Source organism: Trueperella sp. (genome assembly GCF_043424875.1).
Taxonomy (GTDB): domain Bacteria; phylum Actinomycetota; class Actinomycetes; order Actinomycetales; family Actinomycetaceae; genus Trueperella.
The window spans coordinates 1-25,435 of the sequence record NZ_JBHWPL010000065.1 but is presented as its reverse complement, the minus strand read 5'-3'; the positions used below and the strand labels follow the sequence as shown (position 1 = coordinate 25,435).

Below are 25,435 nucleotides of genomic sequence, written 5' to 3'. Positions count from 1 at the left end.
GCGTAACGCCAGGCGGGACCTTTTATGTGGATCGCTGGCCAACGGCCAGCCAGTGGTTACTTCTCGAATGTCGCCCACGCGCGCACGGGCAGGCCGTTCGCCTCGGCGATCTTCGCCCAGCCGATCGAGATTAGCGCGCCGTGAACCGGGACCTGATCGAGGTTTGCCAGCAGCTCCAGCTGGATAAGCCCGAGCTCGAGGGTATGGCGCTCAATGGCCAGATCGCCGGCGGCCGCGCAATCGACGGCCGGGTCGGTGTCGAGGGTCTCGTGCCCGATGCCCACCACGCCGCGCTCGTGTAGCGCGCTCACGGCTTCCTTCGACCACCCGGGAGAGTGCAGCGCACCTGACTCATCGGCGTTGGCAAGGGCGGCGCCGTCGGGCCACCTCTTGTGCCAGTCGCTGCGGAAGGCCACGAAAGCGCCAGCCGGAATCGGTCCATACTCGGCCTCATAGGCTTCGATGTCCGCAACGCTGACCGCGTAGTCCACGTTCTTGGCCACCTCGGCGTGCTTATCGAGGATGACGAGCGGCAGCACGGCGTAGTCAATGCCGAAGTCCTTGGCCAGCGCGCCATCTGGGTGGAAGTGGCCGGGGAAGTCGATATGCGTACCGAACTGCCCGGGGAAGGTCTGGCGCTGGATGCGCAGGTTGTACGGGGAATCGAAGTCGAGGATCGTCGTGTTGAGTTCGATCGCTCCTTCGGGCATTCCGCCCCAGTACGGCGAGTTGTCGTCAATCTCGTGCGTGAGGTCCACGCGCGTGACGTTCTTGTGAAGTTCCCATAGTGACATGTCAGTTCTCCTGTTTATTAAATACTGTTCGTCGAATACCAATTGCGGCGATGTCAGCGGAGCCGAGCTTTAGAGCCCAGCGCGCACCGTCGTCGTCGCCTCAACCAAGTTGCGAAGGGACTGCTCGGTCTCCTTGTAAGCGCGGGTCTTGAGGCCGCAGTCCGGATTCACCCAGAGCTGGCGAGCCGGCACGTTCTCCAGAGCCGCGCCGATGAGGTCCACGAGCTCCGGTGTGGTCGGCACGCGCGGCGAGTGGATATCCCACACGCCCGGGCCGATGTCGTTGGAGAATGCTCCCTCAACGGACTCGAGCAGCTCCATGCGAGAGCGCGCCGCCTCCACCGAGGTCACGTCGGCATCGAGGCCCGCGATCGCGTCGATGATTTGGTTGAACTCCGAATAGCACAGGTGGGTGTGGATCTGCGTATCCTCGCGCACGCCGGACGTCGCCAGACGGAACGCGCCCACCGACCACTCGAGGTAGTCCTCGTGCTTGTCCGCGTCCAAGGGCAGCAGCTCGCGCAGTGCGGGCTCGTCCACCTGGATCACCGAGGTGCCCTTCGCCTCGAGATCCGCCACCTCGTCGCGCAGAGCCAGCGCCAGCTGGTCCGCAACCTCGGCAAGCGGGATATCCCGGCGCGGGAACGACCACGCGATGATCGTCACCGGGCCCGTGAGCATTCCCTTGACGGGCTTATCCGTCAGCGACTGCGCGTACTCGATCCACTCGCCACCCAGGGACTGCGTGCGCTGCACGTCGCCCCACAGGATCGATGGCCGCGTACAGCGCGATCCGTAGGACTGCACCCAGCCATTGTGCGTCACCGCGAAGCCCTCGAGGAGCTCGGCGAAGTACTGGACCATGTCGTTGCGCTCGGCTTCGCCGTGGACGAGCACGTCCAGGCCAATCTCCTCTTGGAGGTCAATGACGTGCTTGATCTCGTTCTTCAGCACTTCGCGGTAGCCCGCCTCATCGAGCTCGCCCGAGCGCCGCTGAGCGCGCGCCACGCGCAGCTCGCTGCGCTGCGGGAAGGATCCGATGGTCGTGGTCGGAAGATCTGGGAGCTGAAGCTTCTCGTGCTGGACCTCACGGCGCTGGGCCGCATCGCCACGCCTGCGGTCGGCGTCGGTCAGGGCGGCCGTGCGCTCGCGAACGCTCGCCACAGTGACGCCCTCAGTCTCGGCGCGCTGCGTGATCGCCTCGGTCGAGGCCGCGATGTCGGCTTCGATGGCCTCCCACCCGTCGGTCAGGCCACGATCGAGGGTGGCGATCTCCGTGACCTTCTCGTCCGCGAACGCCAGCCATGTGTGCAGGTTCGTGTTCAGCGGCTCGTCCCACGTCTCCCCGTCGAGGGTGTGCGGGACGTGCTGCAACGACGTCGTCGTGCTCGCTACCACGCGCGCGCCGCTCTCACGTGCCGAATCGAGTTTTCGCACAGCATCCTGCAGATCCGTGCGCCAAATGTTGCGTCCATCCACGACGCCGGCCGCGATGGTCACGCCCTCGGCGCGGGCGCCCTCGGGGAGGGTTCCGCGATCGAGATCTACGCCGATGGCCTCGACGCCGGTGGCAACGAGCGAGTCGAATGCCTGAGACGAATCACCGTAAGGCACGGCGAGGAAGAGCTGAGGGCGATCCTCGAGCGCCGCGAGCTCGGCGTAGACCCGGGAGGCCTGCTCGATGAGGGTGGCGCGGTCGGCCGGCAGGTTGTCAGTGGCGAGGGCGGGCTCGTCGAACTGCACCCACGGCGCACCCGCACCGTGAAGCTCGGCAAGAAGCGCCGCGTAGGCCGGTAGGACGTCGTCGAGGCGCGTCAGCGGATCGAAGTCCGGCTCGGCCGCCGTGCCCTTGGCAAGCGCCAACAAGGTGACCGGGCCGACCACGACGGGCCGCACCGTGTAGCCCGCCTCGGCGGCCTCAGTGTAGCGGTCCACGATCTGCGTGTCCGTGTAGGCGAACTCGGTGGCCGAGTCGATTTCGGGGACGATGTAGTGGTAGTTCGTGTCGAACCACTTGGTCATTTCGTTGGCCGGATGGGTGGCATCACCGCGGGCCACGGCGAAGTACGCGTCGAGGCCGTCGAGGTCCGCGAAGCGCTCGGGAATCGCGCCGACGAGGAACGCCGCATCGAGCACCTGATCGTAGAAGGTGTGCGAATCTGGAATCGCGGCCGGCTCGGTCAGGCCAAGCTCAGTGAGCCGGGCGTAGTTGGCAAGGCGCAGGCCCTTCGCGGCGGCGAGGAAATCGTCTGCCGAGATCTTTCCGGCCCAGTACGATTCGAGCGCCCGTTTGAGCTCGCGATTCGCCCCGATGCGCGGATAGCCAAGAATGGTGGAGGGAAGGTTCGTGGTCATGGAGAAGTCCTTTGAAAGTTACTAATAATCTGTTGAGTTCTGGGGTGCGGATGCAAACCTGGGAGCCGCGCCGCAAGCGGATCCCAGCGGCGCATTCGCTTGGTGCGCAGTGATCGATGGCTAGGCATGATGCTCCTTCGCGACGGCGGCCATGACGGCCAGCGCTGGGTCCGCCTTATTGAACGTATATAGGTGAATGCCGGGCGCGCCGCCGTCTAAGAGCTCGAGCGCGATGTCCGCCGCAATCTGGATTCCGATCTGCTCCTGCTCGCGAGGGGAGCGTGCGTTCTCGAGCGCGTTGAGGACGTCAGGGGAAGCGACGACGCCGGTCAGTTTTTGCGTGCGCAGCACGCGGCGGGTCTCGACCGGCGGCAAAATGCCCGGGACGATCGGGATGGTGACCCCCGCGGCCCGCGCAAGGTCAACGAAGCGGGTGAAGTCGCTGGCATGCCACGCGAACTGGCTGATGGCGAAGTCCGCGCCGGCCACTTGCTTGTGCACGAGCCGCTCGACCTCATCCTCGGGAGTCGTACCCGCCGCCGGATTGCCCGTGGGGAACGTCGCCACACCGATGCGGATCGGCTGGAGTGCGCTTTGTAGTGCCAACGACGACGAGCGCGCGGCCCGCTTGTAATCCACCTCGCGGATCAGCCGGATCAGGTCCGTGGCTCGCACGAGGGCGTCATCGGCCGGACTCCAATCGGGGCGATTGACGGGCGGGTCCCCGCGCAGGGCGAGGAACGTACGCACGCCAGAGGCGAGGTAGTCGGTGACGATCTGCGTGATCTCCTCGATGGACGTTCCCACGCAGGTTAAGTGCGCGATCGGTGGGGTGGGTACGTGCCGGGCGAGGATTTCGGTGACCGCGCGTGCACCGCGCCGGTCTTGCCCAGCCGCGCCGTAGGTGACCGAGATGAAATTCGGCCGCGCGTCGACGAGCTTCTTGACCGTCGTCCAGAACTTCGGGGCTGCCTGCGGGTTACGCGGCGGCATCACCTCAAACGATGTGGTGATGTGAGTGGGGAGCTGGCGCGATTCGGTGTCGGGGAACCAGCCAAAGCTCGCCGGGGAGGCGTCGGAGGTGGTTGTGCCGGCGTCGTTGCCGATATCGGATACAGGTGACGAGAAGGTAGCCATAATCATCCTGGGAAAACTTCGAAGGATGTGGGCTCAAACGGCCTCGATCTGCGAGGAGTCGCTTGTTTGGAGGAGTGCTACAGGCGGCTGCGCGCCCAACGTGCGCAAAAACCTAGCACACGCGCATTCGCGCAGCGAAACGGGCAGCCATGACGGACTGGGCGTTTGCGTACACGTAAATGTTCATGTGGCTAAGATACATAAAGTTTTGACGTCAAACAAAAGTTTTGGACACACGTCTCGCCTATTGGACGTTGGTCCCGCCTCGGATGTTGATGAATCGGTGGGGGAATGTCTCTACGTCAGGGACAAGCTCGGCTGAGCGCTCGAAGAAAACCCGTGAGGAAATGATGCTACGCGAAAGCGGTGTAGGCCTCGAAAAAGGTGGGGGAATTGGTTCCATACGAGGGATCAAGCCTGACCGCCCGAGTGTGGAACCAATTCCCCAAGCACTCACGTGCCGATTACTTTTGCGGAGTCAGATACACAACGCCATAGGGTGGCAACTGCACGATCGCGGAGTGCGAGCGGCCAGACCAGCCCACTTCTTCAGCCTCGACAGCACCAAGGTTTCCTACGCCCGACCCGCCGTACTCGACGGCGTCGGTGTTGAGGATCTCCTCCCAGACACCACCGTGCGGAAGACCCACGCGGTAGTCGTTGTGCGGGACGCCCGAGAAGTTGCAGATTGCAGCCACCAGATCCTCGCCGTCCGAGGACTTGCGCAGGTATGCGAGAACGTTGTGGTCGGAATCGTTGACCTCGATCCACTCGAAACCGTTGTTCGTGTGGTCATCCGACCACAGCGCCGGGTGCTCGGCGTAGATCTCGTTGAGGCGCTTCACGCAGGTCATCACGCCGTCGTGGCCCGGGTTGTCCGTGAGCCACCAGTCGAGGCTGCGGCCCGAGTTCCACTCGTCGATCTGCGCAAACTCTTGGCCCATGAAGATGAGCTGCTTGCCCGGATGCGACCACTGGTAGGCGAACAGCAGTCGGATGCCCGCGAGCTTTTGCCAGTGATCACCGGGCATCTTCGAGTACAGCGAGCCCTTGCCGTGCACGACCTCGTCGTGGGAGAGCGGGAGAATGAACTGCTCGGAGAACGCGTAGACGAGGGAGAACGTGAGCTCGCCGTGGTGCCACTTGCGGTTGACGGGCTTTTCCTGCATGTAGTGCAGGGTGTCGTTCATCCAGCCCATGTTCCACTTCAGGCCGTAGCCGAGGCCGCCCTGCTCCGTCATTGCAGTGACGCCGCCCCACGAGGTGGATTCCTCGGCGATCATCATGATGCCCGGATGGTTGCGGTACGCGGTAGCGTTTGTTTCCTGGATGAAGGAGATCGCCTCGAGGTTCTCGCGGCCGCCGTACACATTTGGCTGCCACTGGCCCTCTTCGCGCGAGTAGTCGAGGTAGAGAATGGATGCCACGGCGTCGACTCGTATGGCGTCGATGTGGAACTCTTCCATCCAGTACAGCGCGTTGGCCACGAGGAAGTTGCGCACCTCGCGGCGCCCGAAGTTGAACACCAGCGTGCCCCAATCGGGCTGTTCGCCTCGCATCGGGTTCGGGTCCTCGTACAGCGGCGTGCCATCGAACTTGGCCAGTGCCCACTCGTCCTTGGGGAAGTGTGCGGGCACCCAGTCCATGATGACTCCAATGCCGGCCTTGTGGAGCTCGGCGATGAGGTACTTAAGATCATCCGGGTGGCCAAAGCGCGCGGTGGGCGCGTAGTAGGACGTCACCTGGTAGCCCCATGATGGGCCAAACGGGTGCTCCGCGAGCGGCATGAACTCGACGTGCGTGAAGCCCAGATACTTGACGTGTCCGATGAGCTGCTCGGCAGCCGTCCGGTAATCAAGACCCTGACGCCACGAACCGAGATGAACCTCGTATACCGAGATCGGGCCCTGGTGGGGATCGATCTGGGCGCGCTGTTCCATCCATTCGGCGTCGTCCCACTCGAATTGAGACTTGGTGATGATCGAGGCAGTCGACGGCGGGACTTCGGTTCGGCGAGCCATCGGGTCAGCCTTCTGATGCCACGAGCCATCGGCATACTGAATCTCAAACTTGTAGCGCTGGCCGTCCTCGGCGCCCGGGATGAAGACCTCCCAGATTCCGGTGGTTCCCATGGTGCGCATGGAGGAGGCGATGCCGCTCCACGAGTTGAAGTCACCGATCACGCGAACTGCGCGAGCGTTCGGCGCCCACACCGAGAAGCTCGTGCCGCGCACGGTTCCCATCGGGGTGTCGTACTCCTGCAGATGCGCACCGAGGACCTTCCACAGCTCCTCGTGGCGGCCTTCTGAGAACAGGTACCGATCGACCTCGCCGATGGTGGGCAGGAAGCGGTAGCCGTCGTCCGTCGTCGCCTCAAAATCTCCGTACGAGGCGCGCACCTGATACGTGGGGATCTCGGCGCTGTCGAGCACTGCCACCCAGATGCCATTCCACTCATGCTCTGCGGGGTACTCGGCATCGGGGGTCACGATGGTGACGGTGTCAGCCAACTGGCGGCTCACACGAATCGTCACGTTCTCACCGTTGGTATGTGGGCCGAGCACGTCGTGGGGCGAGTGGTGATGCCCGTTCGAGACGGCATCGAGCACGTCGTGGTTCACGGATAGGGGTGCAGGCTGTGCGGTCATGTCACACTTCCTTCTGGGATTGGGCGCCAGCAGATGATGGCTTCAGTCTACGTTGATTTGTCAGTGCGAGCGTTCAAGAAAACGAAGTGCTCCCCGCAGTGGGATGTCTACCCAGTCGGGTCGGCTCGCTGTCTCATATGACACTTCGTACAGGGCCTTGTCGAGGATCAGCGCGTCGAGGACCACGGTCTCGGACTCTGTCAGTTCGCCGTAACCGTCCATGAAGGCGACCTGGGCCTGCGCCGTCCAGTCCGTCAGCGCCTGCTCGTCCCCGCCCGCAAGGATCGCGGATCCGGCGGCGTAGTCAAACGAGCGGAGCATGCCGGCGACGTCGCGCAGTGCGAGGTCAGGCTGGACGCGCTGAGCGAGCGGCCGCAGCGGTTCTCCCTCGAAGTCGAGGGCCACCCAGCCGCGGTCTGGCACGTGCAGGACTTGGCCGAGGTGGTAATCACCGTGCACGCGCTGGAGCGCGGGCCACTGCACCTCGGCGGCGCGGTCGAATACGGCCGCGATCGCCTCGCGGTGGTCACCGAGCTGCGGCGCATCGGAGACGGCCCGGTCGGCTCGCTCAAGCCACTGGGTGACCAGATCGTCGCGCGCCTCGTCCGTCGCCTCCACCGTGTCGAAGGCGTTGGCCAGCTCGCGGTGAATCTCGGCGGTCAGCGCCCCGAGGTCTCGAATATCGCTGGTGACGTCGAGGTTTCCCGCAGTGAGTTCGCTGGTGATGACCTGCCACGCGTCCGATGCTCCGACCAAGAATTCCTGTGCGACGAGCACGTCGGTCTGGCCGCCATCCCACGCGCCGCGCACGGAGCCGTACTGACGCGGGACCGCCCGCGACCCGGCGGCGTCGAGAGCCTGCTGAAGTTCGACGTCGGGATTGGCCCCGTCGCTCAGGACGCGGAACACCTTGAGGATGATCCCCGCCGAGCCCTCGGCGTCGGGATCCACAAACCGATAAATGATCGACGTGTTCGACTGCTCCGAGGTCAACCGGTGCGAGCTTGAGATCGCCGGGAATTGCCCGCGCACGGGATTGGATGTGAGCCTGAGCGCTCCGGCGTCGTCGGCCCTCTCCGCCGTGAGCAGGCTCAGCAGGGCGCGCTGGCCATCGACGTCGTCGCTCGCGTCCCAGATCCACACGTCGCCGATCGTCCCGATAGGCTCCACGGACGTGTTCTCGCGCGGATCCGGGCCCTCGCGGAACGTGAGCGGCACGGAAAATGTGAGCTCGCCCGAGCGAACGAGGAACAGCACGGTCGAGACGTTCTCGCTGGACTCGATCGGGTTTGCATGCGTGAACGTCACGTCCGCTGAGGCATCGCCAGTAAACCAGCGCGCCCCCGTGATCCACTCGCGCGTTGCCGCCGCGAGCTCGGTGGGTGAGGTAGTCCAGTTCATGCGGTCACCATTCCTGACCTCGTGGGCGGCGGGACGATATCTTCATCCTCGGCCGCTTCAATTCCCTCCACGGGCGCGGGATCTTGTGCGCCCGGGCGCGTGAGGCCGAGCCAGAAGAAGTCGCGGGCGCCGAGCGTCAGGCCGTACGTGCCGTCGTCGCCAACCTGCGGGAAGCCCGCGCCGCCAAAGACGTCCGTGGCCTCCCAGCCAGCAAAATCGGGGATGGCGATCTCGGCGGCACGCGGCGTGTTCGCCAAGTTCATCACGCACAGCATCACCTGATCGGCGTTTTGCCGCGTGAACGCGAGCACCGCCTCGTTGTTAGCTTCGCGCAGGCGGAAATCACCGTTGCCGAGCACGGGGTACTTGCGGCGAACCGAGAGGATTCCGCGGGTCCAGTGGAGCAACGACGACGGCTGGGCCAGTTGCGCTTCCACGTTAATCGCCTGGTAGTGATAGACGAGCGACTGGACGACCGGGAGGTAGAGCTTGCCCGGATCGGCTGTGGAGAAGCCGGCGTTGCGGTCCGGGGTCCACTGCATGGGTGTGCGCACCGAATCGCGATCCGAGAGCCAGATGTTATCGCCCATGCCGAGCTCGTCGCCGTAGTACAGGCACGGCGAGCCGGGCAGCGAGAGCAGGAGTGCGTTCGCGAGCTCGATTTCCGCGCGCGAGTTGCCAAGCAGTGGCGCAAGACGACGACGAATGCCGACGTTCGCACGCATGCGCGGGTCCTCCGCGTACCAGCCATACATTTTCGCGCGCTCCTCCGTGGAGACCATCTCGAGCGTGAGCTCGTCGTGGTTACGCAGGAACGTGCCCCACTGCGTGCCGGCCGGAATATCGGGCGTCGCGTTGAGGATGTCGCGGATCGCCGTCGCGCGCTGGTCGCGAAGCGCGTAGAAAATACGCGGCATGACGGGGAAGTGGAAGCACATTTGGCACTCGGGCTGTTCCTCCGTGCCGAAGTACTCGACGACGTCCTCTGGCCACTGGTTCGCCTCGGCGAGCATGATCTTGCCGGGGAACTCCTCGTCGAGCATCGCGCGCAGATCCGCCAAATACTGGTGGGTGCGCGGGAGGTTCTCGCAGTTGGTGCCCTCTTCCTCGAACAGGTAGGGGACGGCGTCGAGGCGGAAGCCATCAATGCCGAGCTTGGCCCAAAAACGCACGACGTCCTTGACCGCCTCCTGCACCTTCGGGTTCTCGTAATTGAGATCGGGCTGGTGGGAGAAGAAACGGTGCCAGAAGTACTGGCGGCGCACCGGATCGAACGTCCAGTTCGACGCCTCGGTGTCAATGAAGATGATGCGCGCGTCCGAATACTCGGTGTCGTCGTCGCGCCATACGTAGAAATCTCCAAACGGGCCGTCTGGATTCGACCTCGAGGACTGGAACCACGGATGCTGATCGGAGGTGTGGTTGACCACGAGGTCGATGATGATCCTGATCCCGCGCGCGTGGGCTTCCTCGATGAGCTCGGCGAACTCATCGAGCGTGCCGTACTCGGAGGAAATCGCCGTAAAGTTCGACACGTCATAGCCGCCGTCGCGCTTGGGCGAGGGGTAGAACGGCGGAATCCACAGGCAGTCGATACCTAGCCACTGCAGGTAATCCAAATGGTCGATGAGGCCGCGGAGGTCTCCCTGACCCGTGCCCGAGGAATCGCCGAAGGCTCGCAGAAGGACCTCGTAGAAGACGGCCGTCTTGAACCAGTCCGGGTCATTGCTCAGGCCGGGGCGATGGCCCTGATCCGTTGCGGTGGCGGGCTGGGGGAGGGCGTGAGGAGATTGGGACACTAAAGAACCTTCACTGACAGAATGTGGGCGACCTGACCCTGGGGGTCAAGGCTGACGTACGGGCGGTCGTTCCAATGGAACGTGGCTCCGGAGAGCAAGTCGTTGACCTCGATCGCGGGGGCGCCATCCCAGCGCGGTGAGGTTCCGAACGCGGACAGGTCGAGCTCGAGCGTGGCCGAGTGCGCCTCGAAGGGATTGAGGTTGATCGCGACGATCACCATGTCCACAGAACCATCCGGCGACTCCTCCGGCTTGGTGACCTTGGTGAAGCACAGGATGTTGTCATTGTTCGTCGGATTGATCGTCACGTTGCGCAGCCGGCGCAGGGCCAGATGCTGGGAGCGGATGTAGTTGAGCTTGCCCAAGAGATTCGCGATTCCCAGCGCGTCGCCGGCCGAATAATCGCGGTCCTTGTACTGGTACTTCTCGTTATCGATCTGCTCCTCGGCGCCGGGGCGGGCAACGTTCTCAACCAGCTCGTAACCATTGTAAATTCCCCACGTGGGAGAACCGGTGGCGGCGAGGACCGCGCGGATCGCGAAGGCGGGCACGCCGCCGCGCTGCATGTACGGCGTGAGGATGTCGTGCGTCGTCGGCCAAAAAGCCGGGCGGACGCGAGAGTCCGACTCGTGTGCGAGCTCGACCAGGTATTCCTCGATCTCCTTCTTCTCGTTGCGCCACGCGAAGTAGTTGTAGGACTGGTGGAAGCCAATCGCGCCGAGGGTCTGAAGCATCGACGGCTTGGTGAACGCCTCGGACAGGAAGATGACATCCGGGTGATTGACGCGGAAGTAGGCGAGGAGGCGATGCCAGAACGGCAGGGCCTTCGTGTGCGGGTTATCGATGCGGAAGAGAGTCACGCCGTGGCTGACCCACACCTCGAGCACGCGCTTGATCTCCTGGTAGATGCCCTCGGGATCGTTATCGAAGTTCAGCGGGTAGATATCCTCATACTTCTTCGGGGGATTCTCCGCGAAAGCGATCGTTCCATCTGCGCGGGTGGTGAACCATTCGGGGTGCTCCTTGACCCACGGGTGGTCCGGTGAGGCCTGGAGTGCGATGTCGAGCGCGACCTCCATGCCAAGCTCCTTCGCGCGGGCAACGAACTTGTCGAAATCGTCGAAGGTACCGAGGTCGGGGTGGATCGAGTCGTGGCCGCCCTCGGCGGAGCCGATAGCGTACGGCGAGCCTGGATCCTCCGGCTTCGGGTTCAAGGTGTTGTTGCGGCCCTTCCGGTTTGTCTCACCGATCGGGTGAACCGGCGTCAGATAGATGACGTCGAAGCCCATCTCGGCAATGCGATCTAGATCCTGAGCGGCAGTTTCGAACGTGCCTGAGACCCACTTCTTCGCGGCCTTGTCGTAGTACGAGCCCACGGTACGCGGGAAGATTTCGTACCACGAGCCAACCAGAGCCTTTTCGCGGTCGACGGCGACGGGGTAGCGTGCCGATTCGGTCACCGAATCGCGCAGTGGGTACTTGGCGAGAGCCGCGTGGACCTCGTCGGACGTGGCCGCGGCAAATCTGAGATTCTTGGAGACGCGCTTGCGGGACATCACCTGGATCGCGTCATCGAGGACGTCGTGCTCATCAGAGCCCTCGGGCATGTTGCCCATGGCGCGCTCGAAGAGCTTCGTGCCTTCGAGGAAGACGAGCTCCACGTCCACATTCGCATCGAGCTTGAGCTTGGAATCGTGGAACCACGTTTCGAGCGGATCCGACCACGAGCGCACGAAGAATCGCCAGTTGCCCGGGTAGGTGGGGGTGAGCCAGCCCTTGTAGATGTCCAGGCCAGGGTGGGAGTCGTACATAATCGACTCCTGTACCTCGTTGCCCTCGGGATCAAGGAGGACGGCTGCGGCGCCGAACTGGTCGTGACCCTCGCGGAAGACTGTCGCTGTGACGGGGAACGCCTCATGCTCGGTGCCCTTGGCCGGCCATGCGCCGTTTTGGATAACGGGCTGGACGTTGACGATCGGAATGCGGCCTACGGGTGCGAACGGTGCGGGTTCGGGCGTCGCAACATCACCGGTGAACCCCGGGGGAGTCGGCTCAGACGGAGCCTGAGTCGCCTGCGTGGGCTGAGGCGCCGGCTTCTTTGCCTCTGGCTTGGCCGGTGACTGTGCTGCCGGTGACGGAGCTGCGGGTGCCTGAGCTGCGGGTGCCTGCGCCTCCGGAGTCTTCACGGCTGGCTTCTTAGCGACCGGCTTCTTGGCAGCTGGCTTCTTGGCGGCCGGCTTCGCCGGTGTCGACTTGGACGGGGCCGGCTTGGCGGATCCGGACGTCGCGCGTGAGCTCGTGGACTTTGCGCCAGAAGCGCCTGACTTGGGGAATTCAGCGTTGGTAGTCACGCTACCGATCTTAGTGGAAAATATCCGTATTATCGCCGTCTTCACCCAGCACGAAATCGCTGATTGGAACTTGACGTGCGCGTCTGGCACCTGAAATGGCGCGACCCGCCGCGCGCCCCGGCCTATCACAGGCACCCGCCCGGCCGGTTACACGCACTCGATGAACAAACGCCGCTACGACAACACGGTGGGCCTAAACTTCAGGCCCACCGTGTTTACAGTCGCTAAGGCCGTGGCCTATATCGCGAATTAGATCTTCTGCGGCTCGATCTTCCACACCTCGTTCGCGTAGTCGCGAATCGTGCGGTCGGAGGAGAAGCGGCCGGACTCGATGATGTTCTTCCACACCATCGACGCCCAGTGGCGCCGGTCGGCGTAGTAGTCGGCAGCCATCTTGTCGCGTGTCTCGCGGTACGCGGCGAAGTCGCCGAGCACGTAGTACTCATCAGCGCCGCCCCAGTCACCAACCATCAGCGAATGGTGCAGATCGTGGAAGAGCCCGGTACCGCCGTCGTCGAGAGTCCCATCAACTAGGGCGTCGATGACGCGCTGGAGTCCGGGAGTCTCGGCTGCGGTGCGGCGCGGATCGTACGTCTTGCGCAGCTCGGGAAGCTCGTCTTCCTCGGCGCCGAAGATGTAGGCGTTATCGTGGCCGACCGAATCAACGATCTCCACATTGGCGCCGTCCATCGTGCCCAGCGTGAGCGCACCATTCATCATGAACTTCATGTTGCCGGTGCCCGATGCTTCCTTACCTGCAGTGGAAATCTGCTCGGAGACGTCGGTTGCCGGGATGATGTGCTCGGCCGGGGAGACGTTGTAGTTCTCCACGAACACGACCTTGAGGCGGCCGTTCACGTCCTCGTCCTCGTTGACCATGTCGCCGATCGTGTTAATCAGCTTGATGATCGCCTTTGCGCGGACGTAGCCCGGAGCTGCCTTCGCGCCGAAGATGAAGACCCGAGGCGGGACCTCGATCGACGGGTCATCCTTAATCTGGAAGTAGAGGTCGAGGATGTACAGCGCGTTGAGTAGCTGACGCTTGTACTCGTGCAGGCGCTTGATCTGCGTGTCGAAGATGGCGTTCGGATCGATCTCAATACCCTGACGGTTCTTGATCCACTCGGCGAAGTCCACCTTGTTCGCGTGCTTGATCTCGTTGACGCGATCGAGAACCGACGTGTCGTTGAGGTAGCCCTCGAGATCCTTGAGCTTGTCAAGATCGCGCACCCACTCGTCCGAGCCCATGAGCTCGGTCAAAAGTGCGGACAGGCGCGGGTTGCACTGGTCGAGCCAGCGGCGCGGGGTCACGCCGTTGGTCTTGTTGTTGAACTTCTCCGGCCACATCGTGTACCAGTCATTGAGCGTGTCAGCCTTGAGGATCTCCGTGTGCAGGGCGGCCACGCCGTTGATCGAGTATGCGGCGTAGCAGGCGATCCATGCCATGTGAACGCGGTTGCCCGATACGGGTGCGAGGTAGTCGATCTTGGCGGCGTCCATGCCGTTGTCTGCCATTTCCTTGCGGAAGCGGCGGTCGATCTCGCGCACGATCTCAAGGATGCGCGGGAAGAGGCGCTCAAAGATCGGGATCTCCCACGTCTCCAGTGCCTCGGCCAGGACCGTGTGGTTCGTGTAGGCGAAGGTGCCCTGAACGATCTTCCACGCGTCCTCCCACGCGAACTCGTACTCGTCGAGCAGGATACGCATGAGTTCCGGAATCGCGAGAACCGGGTGCGTATCGTTGAGCTGGATCGAGTTGAACGCGTCGAAGCCGTCAAGCTCGCCGCGCTGGTCGAGCTCATTGGCGACGATCTGCTGGAGCGAGGCCGAGACGAAGAAGTACTGCTGGCGCACGCGCAGAATCTTGCCCTCGAACGAGGAGTCATTCGGGTAGAGAACTCGCGAAATATCGGCCACGCGCTCGCGCTCGACGATCGCGCCGGTGAAGTCCTGCGAATTAAAGGCGCTGTAGTCGAACTCGTCCATCGGCTCTGCCTTCCACAGGCGCAGCGTGCCGACGTTGTCGGTGCCGTAGCCGGTGATCGGCATGTCGTAAGGAATCGCGCGAACCTTGAGATCGGCGTAGTTGACGAGCACTTCCTCTTCTTCGCGGCGAATGACGAAGGGGTAGCCCTCTTCCATCCACGGATCGGGCTTCTCGCCCTGGAAGCCGTTCTCGAAGAACTGCTTGAACAGGCCGTAGCGGTAGAGGATGCCATACCCGCGCACCGGCAGGTCCTGGGTCGCGGACGAGTCAAGGAAGCACGCGGCGAGGCGGCCAAGACCGCCGTTACCCAACGCGGCGTCATGCTCAGCCTCGAGAACATCGGACAGGTTCTGGCCGTACTCGGCCAGAGCGGCGCGGGTTTCTTCGATCTTGCCCAGATTGTTCAGATTGTTGAGCAGTGCGCGGCCCATGAGGAATTCCGCAGAGAAGTAGTGTTGCATCCGGCTTGCGTTATATCGCTCTTCCGTCTTTTGCCAGTTTTCTGCAATGGCGTCGACGACGGCGGAAGCTGTTCCTTGCCAGTGCTCCATGAGCGTGGCGGACTGTGCTCTCTTACCGGAAACCGAACGAACTTGGCTCCCGATTGCTGTTGTGATGTCGGCGTGAGTCAATGAAACCCCTTTTGGCTGATACATGAAATCCGTGGTCATGTCGGACATTTCTAAGGATAGCCCGTTTAAACGTCCCGCCAAATTTGGCTCATGCCAATGTAAGAAAGTGGTTAGTACACCATCCCCAGAGCCGCGTGCACTTCATCCAGCGTTTGAACTGCCCGCTCGCGAGCGCGCTGGTTTCCGCGGTTGAGAACCGACTCGAGGTAGGCCTGATCATTTGCAAGCTCCGCCCTGCGCTGGCGCACCGGTGCAAGATGTTCGTTGATTGCCTCGGTGACGACGGCCTTCAGGGTGCCACCTCCGCCGTCGCCGATCTCGGTGGCGATCTCGCGTGGATCGCGCCCGCTTGCAAGCGCGGCGAGCAGGAGGAGGTTCGATACCTCGGGACGGTTCTCGGGGTCGTACGTGATGTGGCGATCTGAATCCGTGACGGCGCGCTTGATGAGCTTGGCCGTCTCGTCGGCGCTCATGCCGAGCTCGATCGTGTTGCCCTTTGACTTACTCATCTTCGTGCCATCAAGGCCAAGGACGTTCTCGGCTTCGGACAGCAGGCCCTGCGGACGCGGGAAGACGCGCGTGGCGCCGGCGTGGCCGTAGCGGCTCTCGAAGCGGTCGGCAACCACGCGGGTTTGCTCGAGGTGGGGGAGCTGATCCTTGCCCACCGGCACGAGGTTGGCCTTGCAGAAGAGGATATCGGCAGCCTGGTGAACCGGGTAGGTCAGCAGCAGGCCGGACATCGGGCGGTCGCCGGTCGCGTCGAGCTCCGCCTTGACGGTCGGGTTGCGGCGCAGTTCCGCATCGGAGACGAGCGAGAGGAACGGGAGAAGCAGCTCGTTGAGTTCGGGCACCTGCGAGTGCGCGAAGATCGTGGTCTCCTCCGGATCCATGCCGATCGCGAGGTAGTCGGTGAGCAGCGAGTAGACGCGTTCCCTCAGCGGGCCCGTGTCATCGCGATCCGTGATCACCTGATAGTCGGCAATGAGGAGCCAGGTATCCACACCGCGCTGTTGAATCGAGACCCAGTTTCGCAGAGCACCGAAGTAGTGCCCGATATGGAGGTTGCCGGTTGGGCGCGCGCCTGTGAGCACGCGAAACTCCGATGGATCCTTGTCGATGGCCGCCTCGATTTTCGCGCTGGTCTGGCGCGCGTGTTCGAGGGAGGCATCGGTGATGTCGAGTTGTGCGGTGTTGTCAGTCATGCCCTCATCGTAACGGGCACATCGAGCGTGGCGAAAATTGATCTCGCGCCACGCAGTGCGTCTGCAGCTGGGCTTTAGCGCGGGTTCGCGAAGAATAGCGTAAAGGACAGCGGTGCCACGCGGGTGGTGGCTCCCGGCGCGTAGACCTCGGTCGATCGGCGTGGCTGCTCCCAGCACGAGCTCCATTCCAGACTGAACGGGGTGCCGCGGCCGATGGGTAGGGTGACGACGCGCGAGTCCGTGTTGCCGTTGATGACGATGAGCGCGTCGGCATCCTGGCCGAATCCGGAGCGCAGCGCTTGGAGAAGGCGGACGTTTGGATCGAACCACTTGTAGTCCGGGATCTGATGGCCGGAGTGGTCGAGCCACTCGATGTCCATGATCGAATCGCCCTCGGCGATCGCGCCCGTGTAGAAATTCTTCGGGCGGAACACTCGGTGGTCGCGGCGCAGGCGCAGCAGGTAGGCCACCGTGTCTCGCATGTTGCGCTGATCGTCGTCGAGATCCCAATCCAGCCACGAAATCTCGCTGTTTTGGCAGTAGACGTTGTTGTTGCCGCCCTGCGTCTTCATGATCTCGTCGCCCGCCGTGATCATCGGCGTGCCACCGGCGAAGATCAGCGATGCGAAGAGGTTGCGCATGGAGGCTCGGCGCGCGGCGAGGATCGCGGGGTCGGTGGTCTCGCCCTCGACTCCGTGGTTCCACGACCTGTTGTTATCCGTGCCGTCTCGATTGTTCTCGCCGTTGGCCTCGTTGTGCTTGTGGTTGTAGGCCGTCAGGTCGTGCATCGTGAAGCCGTCGTGGGCTGTGATGAAGTTGACGGTGGCATACACCCCGCGCCCGCCGGGCACGCGCCCGTGGCCAAAGAGATCGGCCGAACCAGCAAGGCGCGTGGCGAGATCGCGCTGGTCACCGCCGTGCCCGCCGTGCAGGATCGACGCCGGCTCGGTAATCCAGAAACTGCGCAGCGTATCGCGGAAGCGGTCGTTCCAGTCCGCGGTGGGCGCCGGGAACTGACCCGTGCGCCAGCCGCCGTGGCCCACATCCCACGGCTCGTTGATGAGCTTGACGCGAGACAGGACCGGGTCGGTCGCCATCGCCACGTAGAGCGGGTGGTTGTGATTGAACGAGTCGCCCTCGCGTGCGAGGGTGACGGCCAGATCGAAGCGGAAGCCGTCCACGCCGATCTGTTCCACCCAGTAGCGCATCGAGTCGAGCGTGAGCTGGATGACGGGGTGGCGGCGGAAGTCAAAGGAGTTACCCGTGCCGGTCGTGTCGATGAGCTGACCCGGCCGCGAGGAACTATGGCGGTAGTACATCGAATTGTCGAGGCCTCGGAACGACACGGTGGGGCCGTCGTTGCCGGCTTCGGCCGTGTGGTTGTAGACGACGTCGAGGATGACTTCGATGCCCGCGTCGTGCAAGAGCTTGACCATGCCCTTGACCTCGTCGATCACGGCCTGCGGGCCGGCGTCGATCGAGGACTGCATCGCATAGGAGGGCTCGGGCGCGAAGAAGTTCAAGGTGGAATAACCCCAGTAGTTCTCCTTGCCCTGCATGGTCAGGAACGGCTCGCTCATCTTCGAGTGGATGGGCAGGAGTTCGATCGCGGTGACGCCGAGTGACTTCAGGTGCTGGATCGTGACGGGGTGGGCCACGCCGGCGTACGTGCCGCGCAGCTCGTGGGGGATTCCCTCAAGCTGTTTCGTCAGGCCGACCACGTGCGCTTCGTAGATGACCGTCTGGTCCCACGAAATCCACGGATGGTGCTCGACGGTGCCCGGTTCCTCGATGATGACGCCCAGTGCGTTGACGTCAGCCGAGTCGCGGTTATCCGCGCTGAGGCCAGGCTCGGGGTTCAGATCGGCGTCGACAGTGTGCGAAAAGAGTGCGGGGTGCAGCTCGGGAGTGCGCGTGATGGCGCGAGCGTAGGGATCGAGCAGCATCTTGGCGGGGTTGTGGCGCAAGCCGTGGTCGGGATCCCACCGGCCGTGGACGCGATAGCCATAGGCCTGACCTGCGCGAATGCCAGGGATATGACCCGCCCAGACGCCGTGCCTGCACTGGCTGAGGGAGTATCGGCGCTCAGATGTGTGCGACCCGAATCCATCGAAGAAACAGATTTCGACGGCGGTGGCGTGCGAAGCAAGAACGGCGACGTTCACGCCCTGCGCAGTCAGGTGCGCGCCAAAGCGACTCGGACCGCTGAGCGGAAGACTCGGCTCCGGTTCGCGCGCCGTGTAACGCGACACTTGCGTTGTGGATTGCAGGGTACTCACGCCCTCTATTGTGGCAGGTTAGGTGGTAATACGGAAAACGTGCCACGCCGCCCACAATTGCGTCGGAGATGCTGAGTAAGGTGAGGCATGAGGAGCAGTTATGTATGGAAAACTTTCTGAGTCGCGGATGATCCCGGACAGGGATGCGGCGACTCGCCTGAACCCTGTTTCCGCACGTGAGAACCCTGACGGGCGCTACTTGCTGGTGCGGGGCGATTCCGTGTCCGCGGCCGATGGCGCCCTCGCGCTGTGGGATCGCGACTCCGTCCACCTGCTCGGCGAGTCACCTATTTCGTATCTGGGCAAATATGACAATGTGCCCTACTTCGCGGTGGACGTCGCGCACGTGAGCGTCGACGACGAATGGCAGGCCGAGCTCGCCGCCGTCGCCTTCGAAGGCTTCTACGGCTTGGGTCCGCTCCTGTCCGAGATGGAGGCAAGCCTCGCGATGAGCGCGATCGCGCTCGTCAACTGGCAAACCCGCTCCAAGTACTGCCCAACGTGCGGCGCGCCCACCGAGCTCGTTGCCTCCGGCTGGGAGCAGCGTTGCGATAACAACCACATGGTGTACCCGCGCATGGACCCGGCCGTCATCATGGCAATCCACGATGCGCAGGGGCGGATATTGCTCGGCCGCAATCGCGCATGGCCCGAGGGCCGGTACTCGACCCTCGCAGGATTCGTCGAGGCCGGGGAGACCCTCGAGGACGCCGTGCGCAGGGAGGTGCGCGAGGAGGTCAACATTGAGGTTGGGCGCCTGGAGTATTTTGGCTCCCAGCCCTGGCCCTTCCCGCGCTCCCTCATGGTGGGCTTCCACGGGTATCTCGCCCACGAGGACCAGCCAATTGAGGTCGACGGCGTCGAGGTGGTCGACGCGCGCTGGTTCACCCGCGCCGAGGTCAAGGCACTCTACGACGACGATCCACACCACCTTCCCGGGCTGACCTCGGTGGCCCGCGCGCTCATCGAGGACTGGTTCGGCGGACCGGTAAGCGAGGGTTAAGTGGCAGACGAACTTCTTGAGCACCTAGACGAACGCCAGCGCGAGGTGGCCGCGAATGTGAACGGGCCGATGGCCGTCCTCGCGGGCGCCGGCACGGGCAAGACCCGTGCCATCACCTACCGCATCGCCTATGCCGTTCGCTCTGGCCAGCACGACCCGCGCAATATCCTTGCCGTCACGTTCACCGCCAAGGCGGCGAGCGAGATGCGCTCGCGGCTCCGTGATCTTGGGGTGGGTAACGTTCAGGCACGGACGTTCCATTCAGCCGCGCTGAGCCAGCTGCGGTACTTTTGGCCGAACGCAATCGGCGGGTTTGTGCCAGAGATCCGCGAATCGAAGATGCCCCTCGTCTCCCAGGCGGCGGCGAGCTTGGGGATGGCCGTGGATCGGATCTCCGTGCGCGATCTGGCCGCTGAGATCGAATGGTCGAAGGTCTCGCTGATCGCGCCCGACGAGTACGTCAAGCGCGCCGAGGCCGAGGGCCGCCCGCACGTGGCCGACTATTCGCACGCCGAGATCGCGAGCCTCATCAAGGCATACGAGGAGGTCAAGGCTGAGCGCGCCGTCATCGACTTCGAAGACGTCATCATCATCCTCATCGGTATCATGCGCGACCGCCCGGACATCGCGAACCGGATTCGCCAGCAGTACAAGCACTTCGTCGTCGACGAATACCAGGACGTCTCGCCCATGCAGCACCGCCTCCTCCAACTGTGGCTGGGGGATAGGCGAGACCTCTGCGTCGTCGGTGACGTCTCGCAGACGATCTACTCGTTTACCGGCGCTTCGGCCCGCTACCTCGAGGACTTCACGAAGGACTACCCGCGGGCCCGCACGGTCAAACTCAACCGCGACTACCGCTCAACCCCGCAGATCGTTGAGCTCGCGAACGCGATGATTGAGCCCATCCGTTCCCCGGCGTCCGTCGAGCTCGTCTCCGCCATGAAGTCCGGGCGTCCCGTGCACTTCGATGAGTACGCCGACGACGCCGATGAGGCGGCCAACGTCGCCGGAAAGATTTTGAGCCTGCGCGAGTCCGGCATGCCGCTGTCCGAGATCGCCATCCTGTACCGCATTAATGCCCAGTCGGTGGAGTTTGAGACCGCGCTCGCTCAGGCGGGGATCGCCTTCGAGGTCAAGGAATCTGAGCGGTTCTTTAACAGGCGCGAGGTTCGCGACGCGATGGTTGCTCTGCGTGCCGTGGCCCGCGGGCCGCAGCGCGACGATCTTCCGGAGATGGTTGAGGACACGCTGCGAGTGATGGGGTGGCGGCCCGAGGCTCCCGAAGCCGGAGCCGCGAAGGAACGCTGGGAATCACTCAGGGCGATCCTCAAACTTGCCCAGGACGTGTGGGACAAGCGCAAAGCATCGATATCCGAGTTCGTGGCCGAGCTTGAGGAGCGGGCCGAGCTGGGCAACGAGCCCACCACGAACGCGGTGACGCTGTCCTCTCTCCACGCCGCGAAGGGCTTGGAGTGGAGCGCTGTTTTCCTCGTGGGGATGAGCGAAGGCCTCATGCCCATCTCCCATGCAAAGACCTCCGATGACCTCGCCGAGGAGCGCCGGCTCCTCTACGTGGGAATCACCCGGGCGCGCGAGGACCTCTTCCTTTCGTACGCTACGGGCAATCGCGGGCGAGCAAACCGCAAGCTGAGCCGGTTCCTCGACGAACACTGGCCCGTGCCTGAATCGCGCACCACGCGATCGCGGCGGCGCTCTCGGGACGCCAAGAATAACTGGGCCAAAGACAACCCCAACGATGTGCCTCTTTTTGAAGAGCTGCGCACTTGGCGCCTCGAAAAGTCGCAGGCCACCGGCAGGCCCGCGCACGTTATCCTCCATGACGTCACCCTGCGCGAAATCGCCGAGAAGAAACCTCGCGACCTCGCCGAACTTGGCCGGGTGCGTGGTATTGGGACGCGCAAACTGACCGACTACGGGCTTGAGATCCTCACGATCGTCAACGGCAAGCCGGTCGGCTACGGCCGCTAGTGAATGCGAGCCGGAGGATCGGCGAGGTCATCGACGCCCACCAGTCTCGCACAGCCGCACTCCGGGTGAGGTTGGAGGACGATCGGCTCGGGCGCTAGTGGAGCCGGGCCGATCCGCCACATGTGCGGCACCCGATCGGTATCGAGTGCCTCGATGATGTCTCGCACCGCGAGGCTCATGGCCAGCATGGCCGCACCGGTATCGGGCAGGAGCGCGGGCGTGGCGCAGGCTTGCTGAATGAGGGAGGGCCAATTCGGGTCGAGGCTCTTTCGATGGAGCATGAGGCAGTTCGCGCACGCCGTCCTGTGTGGAATCGTCAGCGGGCCCGCATAGATGTCCACCTCTTCGATCCACGCCTGATACACGGGAACCTGCTCGGCGGCGTATTGGCCCACGGTCACCGGGTCGGTGGCAAAAGTGCCGGTCACGATCGTGAGATCGGGCGGGCTCGAGGTTCGGGTGCCCGCGAACACGTGCGGATTTTCCTGCCTGATGAGAGTTTTGAGGGCGGCCCGGCGGTCCACGCCCACGCCCATGCGACGCATCGCGGGATGGTCGTTAAAGGTGACGACGGCGTCGTCGTTCGTCGTAATCCGCCCGACCCCACACCGGGCGAGCGCGATCGCGATGCCGGCGCCCAGATAATCCGCGCGGTGAATGTGGACGTGGTGGCCCATCCGGTTGGGTACGGTGCCGTGGATGCGCCGGGAGGCGATGGCATCGGGGAGTGGGGAGGGCTCGGGATCGAGCACGCCAGCCCGAGTCAACATGGCCAAAATCGTGCGTAACCTGTGTGGGGAGATGCCGGCGGCTTGGGCGCGGGCAGACAACTCGGCGTCGGTATGCGGACGCGTCAGTGAATCAACGAGCTGGAGCTCCTTGAGATCCAGCCCCTCCAAGCTCACGCCCACGCGTGGATCGAGGCCAACCTGTGCCTCGCGAGTGTCAGTCCAGAAGACTCCCGTGGTTAATTGCATGCCGCGAGAGTAACCGCACGGGCAAGCCTCGGGCGCTAGCTATTCACGCCTGTGGATTTAGTCGTGGCGGGGATCCTCGGCTGCGCTATCGTCGTCGGCACTATCGTCGTCGGCACTGTCGTCGTCGGCACTGTTCTGACTGGCGCCGTCGTCGCCGAAGGCAGCCTCGTGGGGAGCCGATCCCTGCTCGGAATCGCCGAATAGGCCCTCGAGGAAGGAATCGAGTTCGGCATCGATGTCTTGTTGCTCGCCGTCGAAGAACGACTCGGGATTGTCGAGCGCATCTGCCGTGGGCAGGAGATCGGGATGGGACCACATCGCGTCGCGATCCTTCATGCCCTTCTTCGACTCTGCGAGTTGCCAAAATGTGGCCGCCTCACGTTGGCGCCGTGCCGCGAGTTCGATACCGAGGAGTGCCTCCCACACGGATTTGGCCGGATTGTCGGTGGCATAACGGCGTGTAAAGAGTTCACGCATCGGAACGGCATTCGGTAGGTGGGGAAGCACGGCACGTGCGGCGACCTCAGATACCCAGCCCTCGATAAGTGAGAGCAGATGCTGGAGGCGTTCAACCGCGTCTTCCTGAGCTCCGGAAAGTTCGAGAACGAAAATGTTCGACATGTCGATCTGGGGCATGTTGGTGGGATCCATGTTCGTCGGATCGATGGCCATGCCGCGCACCTGCTCCTCGATTGACTCCATATCGATGTCAATGCCGGACGCGATTTCGGAGATGGTGTCGAGAACGCGCGGGCGCAGCCACGGTACGCGCGTGTAGAGGCGCGCTGCGGCAGCCTCGCGAACGGCGACATAAAGAAGGACCTCTTCGTGCGAAATCTCAAGACCCTTTGCGAACTCGTCAATGTTCCACGGCACGAGGATCGAGGACGACCCCTCAAGTAGTGGCACGCCCGTATCGGTGGAACCAAATGACTTCATGGCGAGCTCTGCGAGAGCGCCGCCGTACTGCACGCCCAGCACCGAGGCGATCATCTTCGAGATGAACATGGTTGGATCACCGAACATCCCAGCCATCTGCGGAGGCAGATGTTCGGTTTGCGCGGAGAACGCGTCTGAGAACGCGCGCGAAACGTTCGCACCGATGGGATCAATAAGTTTGCGGAAGGTGCCAAGCGAGTGAGCGATCCAGTCGAGGCGGGTGAGCGCCATGTTTGGGCCCGTCGCCGGATCGAACTCGGTGGCCGCATCCAGCCACAGGGAAGCTGTGCGCATGGAGGAGCGCGTGTGGTCAGCCTTGTCTGCAGTTAACCGATCCGCGTTGCTTCGGGTTACCGTTTCGCGGGCTACCCGCTCAGCGAGTTGCCAATTCACGGGACCTTCACCAGACGATCCGAGCATCGCTTGAATCTGCTGGGTCACCATCGCAATGTTCGCGGGGTCGAACATCTGCGACATTGCGGCGTCCGGGTCTTGGCCCTCCGCCTTCATGCGCTCAATGATCTGCTCGGCCCCATCGGGTCCGAAAATCGCACGGAGCATGTCTTCCCAGTTGTCATCTGGTGTGCCTTGCCCGTTATGATCACTGTTGCTCATAAGATTTCCTCCTCGGCTATCTACCCAGAGTAGTGGGCGAGGTCCCGCCTGACAAAGAACGGCGGTGCGCCCGACGCGTAAATGAGCTTGGCAACCCGGAAAATTGCCAGGCGCTGATGGATACTGGTGGACTCGACCGGACCTGGCGACGATCGCGGAACCGGCTCTTACCAACATTGGATGGACTCCCATGCGGATTGCACGACGCCCCTCACGAAGGATGATTGCTGGCGCGATGTACGCGCTTCTCCTTCTCGTCGGTATCGCGATGCCGACGTCCTACGTTGTGCAAAGTCCAGGCCCAGTCTTGGACGTGACAGGCGAAATTAACGGCACGGACATCCTCAAGGTATCGGGCACCGACACCTACGAGTCAGACACCGACTTCCTCATGACGACCGTGACCGCAACGGGCAACGCCGACCACGGTGTGCCAGGCGTCGTGGCAGTGGGCGCGCTTGTGAGTCGCAACCTTCAACTTGTGCCGGTCCGTGCACTGTACCCGGCGGAAGTCACGTCTGATCAGATCCGAGAACGCAACCAAACCCTCATGGATTTCTCACAGGACACCGCCTCGGCCGTTGCCTTCGAAACCGCGGGTATGGAGGTCTCCATGACGCTCAAGATTGCCGGGGTGCCCGCGGAGGCACCCGCGTTTGGCGTTCTTGAGGAAGGCGATGTCCTGAAGGAAATCGGCACCGATGGCACCAAGGGCTTCGTGACGATTAGGACCTTTATGGACCTGTCGGGCGTCCTTGACGCCACTCCCGCCGGATCGGACATCACCTTGAAGATCGATCGCGATGGTGAGGATCAGACGCTCGATATGACGACCCGGGGCTTCGAACCTGATGGCACCGGCTGGATCCACCCAGGTTCGATGCTTGGCGTGTTCGTCGAAGTGACCGACGTCGTTCTTCCTGCCGATGTCGATTACGTGGTGGAGGGTATTGGCGGGCCGTCGGCTGGCGGTATGTTTACGCTGGCGATTTACGACGCGATCACTAAGGGATCGCTGGGTGGCGACGCGACCATTGCGGGTACGGGCGCCATCGCCTGGGACGGCGAGATCGATCCCATCGGGGGCATTCGCCACAAGATCAACGGCGCTCGCGACGCCGGAGCAACCGACTTCATTGCACCAGCTCCGAACTGTCCTGAGACGATCGGATTCGAACCCGACGGGCTCAATATTTGGTCGGTGCGGACGATCGACGAAGCAATCGCCGTCGTCGAAGCAGTCGAGTCAGGGGACACCTCGTCGCTCACGCCCTGCGCGGACGTCGAATCCACTTCTTAGGGTGTGGACTACTCGGACTACAAA

15 protein-coding genes are annotated in these 25,435 nt (G+C 63.3%); 3 read left to right on the top strand and 12 right to left on the bottom strand.

All coding sequences use genetic code 11. The features are described from left to right. Positions 1-56: 56 nt before the first annotated feature. The 10 genes from ACHFFR_RS06210 to glgX all read right to left on the bottom strand — a co-directional run bounded on the left by ACHFFR_RS06210 (position 57) and on the right by glgX (position 18,585). The gene (locus ACHFFR_RS06210) at positions 57-794 is read right to left on the bottom strand and encodes a cyclase family protein (protein WP_394263399.1); all 738 of its coding nucleotides are present in this window, start codon (positions 792-794) and stop codon (positions 57-59) included. 69 nt (positions 795-863) lie between these two features. After that, complete coding sequence (gene metE, locus ACHFFR_RS06205; RefSeq protein ID WP_394263398.1) at positions 864-3,149, bottom strand: 5-methyltetrahydropteroyltriglutamate--homocysteine S-methyltransferase; 2,286 nt, start codon at positions 3,147-3,149, stop codon at positions 864-866. 120 nt (positions 3,150-3,269) lie between these two features. Continuing rightward, a complete protein-coding gene (locus ACHFFR_RS06200) occupies positions 3,270-4,286 on the bottom strand; it encodes a methylenetetrahydrofolate reductase (RefSeq protein ID WP_394263397.1) in 1,017 nt (338 codons plus the stop codon). A 464-nt stretch (positions 4,287-4,750) separates the two neighbouring features. Beyond that, positions 4,751-6,934 (bottom strand): 1,4-alpha-glucan branching protein GlgB, encoded by a 2,184-nt coding sequence (gene glgB, locus ACHFFR_RS06195; protein ID WP_394263396.1) that lies wholly within the window; start codon positions 6,932-6,934, stop codon positions 4,751-4,753. A 60-nt stretch (positions 6,935-6,994) separates the two neighbouring features. Beyond that, a complete protein-coding gene (locus ACHFFR_RS06190; RefSeq protein ID WP_394263395.1) occupies positions 6,995-8,335 on the bottom strand; it encodes a hypothetical protein in 1,341 nt (446 codons plus the stop codon). Continuing rightward, positions 8,332-10,134 (bottom strand): maltose alpha-D-glucosyltransferase, encoded by a 1,803-nt coding sequence (gene treS / locus ACHFFR_RS06185; RefSeq protein ID WP_394263394.1) that lies wholly within the window; start codon positions 10,132-10,134, stop codon positions 8,332-8,334. Before treS ends, ACHFFR_RS06190 begins: the two co-directional genes overlap by 4 nt. Then, entirely contained in the window at positions 10,134-12,485 is a 2,352-nt protein-coding gene (locus ACHFFR_RS06180; RefSeq protein ID WP_394263393.1) for a maltotransferase domain-containing protein, read from the bottom strand. Before ACHFFR_RS06180 ends, treS begins: the two co-directional genes overlap by 1 nt. Positions 12,486-12,734: 249 nt before the next feature. After that, on the bottom strand, positions 12,735-15,128 hold the full coding sequence (locus ACHFFR_RS06175) for a glycogen/starch/alpha-glucan phosphorylase (protein ID WP_394263400.1): 2,394 nt from the start codon (positions 15,126-15,128) through the stop codon (positions 12,735-12,737). Positions 15,129-15,214: 86 nt separating this feature from the next. Continuing rightward, positions 15,215-16,306 (bottom strand): tryptophan--tRNA ligase, encoded by a 1,092-nt coding sequence (gene trpS, locus ACHFFR_RS06170; RefSeq protein WP_394263392.1) that lies wholly within the window; start codon positions 16,304-16,306, stop codon positions 15,215-15,217. 74 nt (positions 16,307-16,380) lie between these two features. Then, the gene (glgX, locus tag ACHFFR_RS06165) at positions 16,381-18,585 is read right to left on the bottom strand and encodes a glycogen debranching protein GlgX (RefSeq protein ID WP_394263391.1); all 2,205 of its coding nucleotides are present in this window, start codon (positions 18,583-18,585) and stop codon (positions 16,381-16,383) included. Between the two features lie 100 nt (positions 18,586-18,685). On the opposite strand from glgX, the gene nudC reads away from it, so the two are divergent. Both nudC and ACHFFR_RS06155 read left to right on the top strand, forming a co-directional pair. After that, positions 18,686-19,588 carry an NAD(+) diphosphatase gene (gene nudC, locus ACHFFR_RS06160; protein WP_394263390.1) on the top strand — a complete coding sequence of 301 codons (903 nt, stop codon included), beginning with the start codon at positions 18,686-18,688 and terminating at the stop codon, positions 19,586-19,588. Next, on the top strand, positions 19,589-21,580 hold the full coding sequence (locus ACHFFR_RS06155) for an ATP-dependent helicase (protein ID WP_394263389.1): 1,992 nt from the start codon (positions 19,589-19,591) through the stop codon (positions 21,578-21,580). On the opposite strand, the gene ACHFFR_RS06150 is transcribed toward ACHFFR_RS06155, so the two are convergent. Beyond that, positions 21,577-22,557: a hypothetical protein gene (locus tag ACHFFR_RS06150; protein ID WP_394263388.1), complete on the bottom strand. Its 981-nt coding sequence runs from the start codon at positions 22,555-22,557 to the stop codon at positions 21,577-21,579. The two genes, ACHFFR_RS06155 and ACHFFR_RS06150, sit on opposite strands and share 4 nt — an antisense overlap. A 57-nt stretch (positions 22,558-22,614) precedes the next feature. Next, positions 22,615-24,111, bottom strand: a complete 1,497-nt coding sequence (locus tag ACHFFR_RS06145; protein WP_394263387.1) for a zinc-dependent metalloprotease — start codon at positions 24,109-24,111, stop codon at positions 22,615-22,617. A 190-nt stretch (positions 24,112-24,301) separates the two neighbouring features. On the opposite strand from ACHFFR_RS06145, the gene ACHFFR_RS06140 reads away from it, so the two are divergent. Further along, positions 24,302-25,411, top strand: coding sequence for a PDZ domain-containing protein (locus ACHFFR_RS06140; RefSeq protein ID WP_394263386.1), 1,110 nt, complete (start codon positions 24,302-24,304; stop codon positions 25,409-25,411). Positions 25,412-25,435 lie beyond the last annotated feature (24 nt).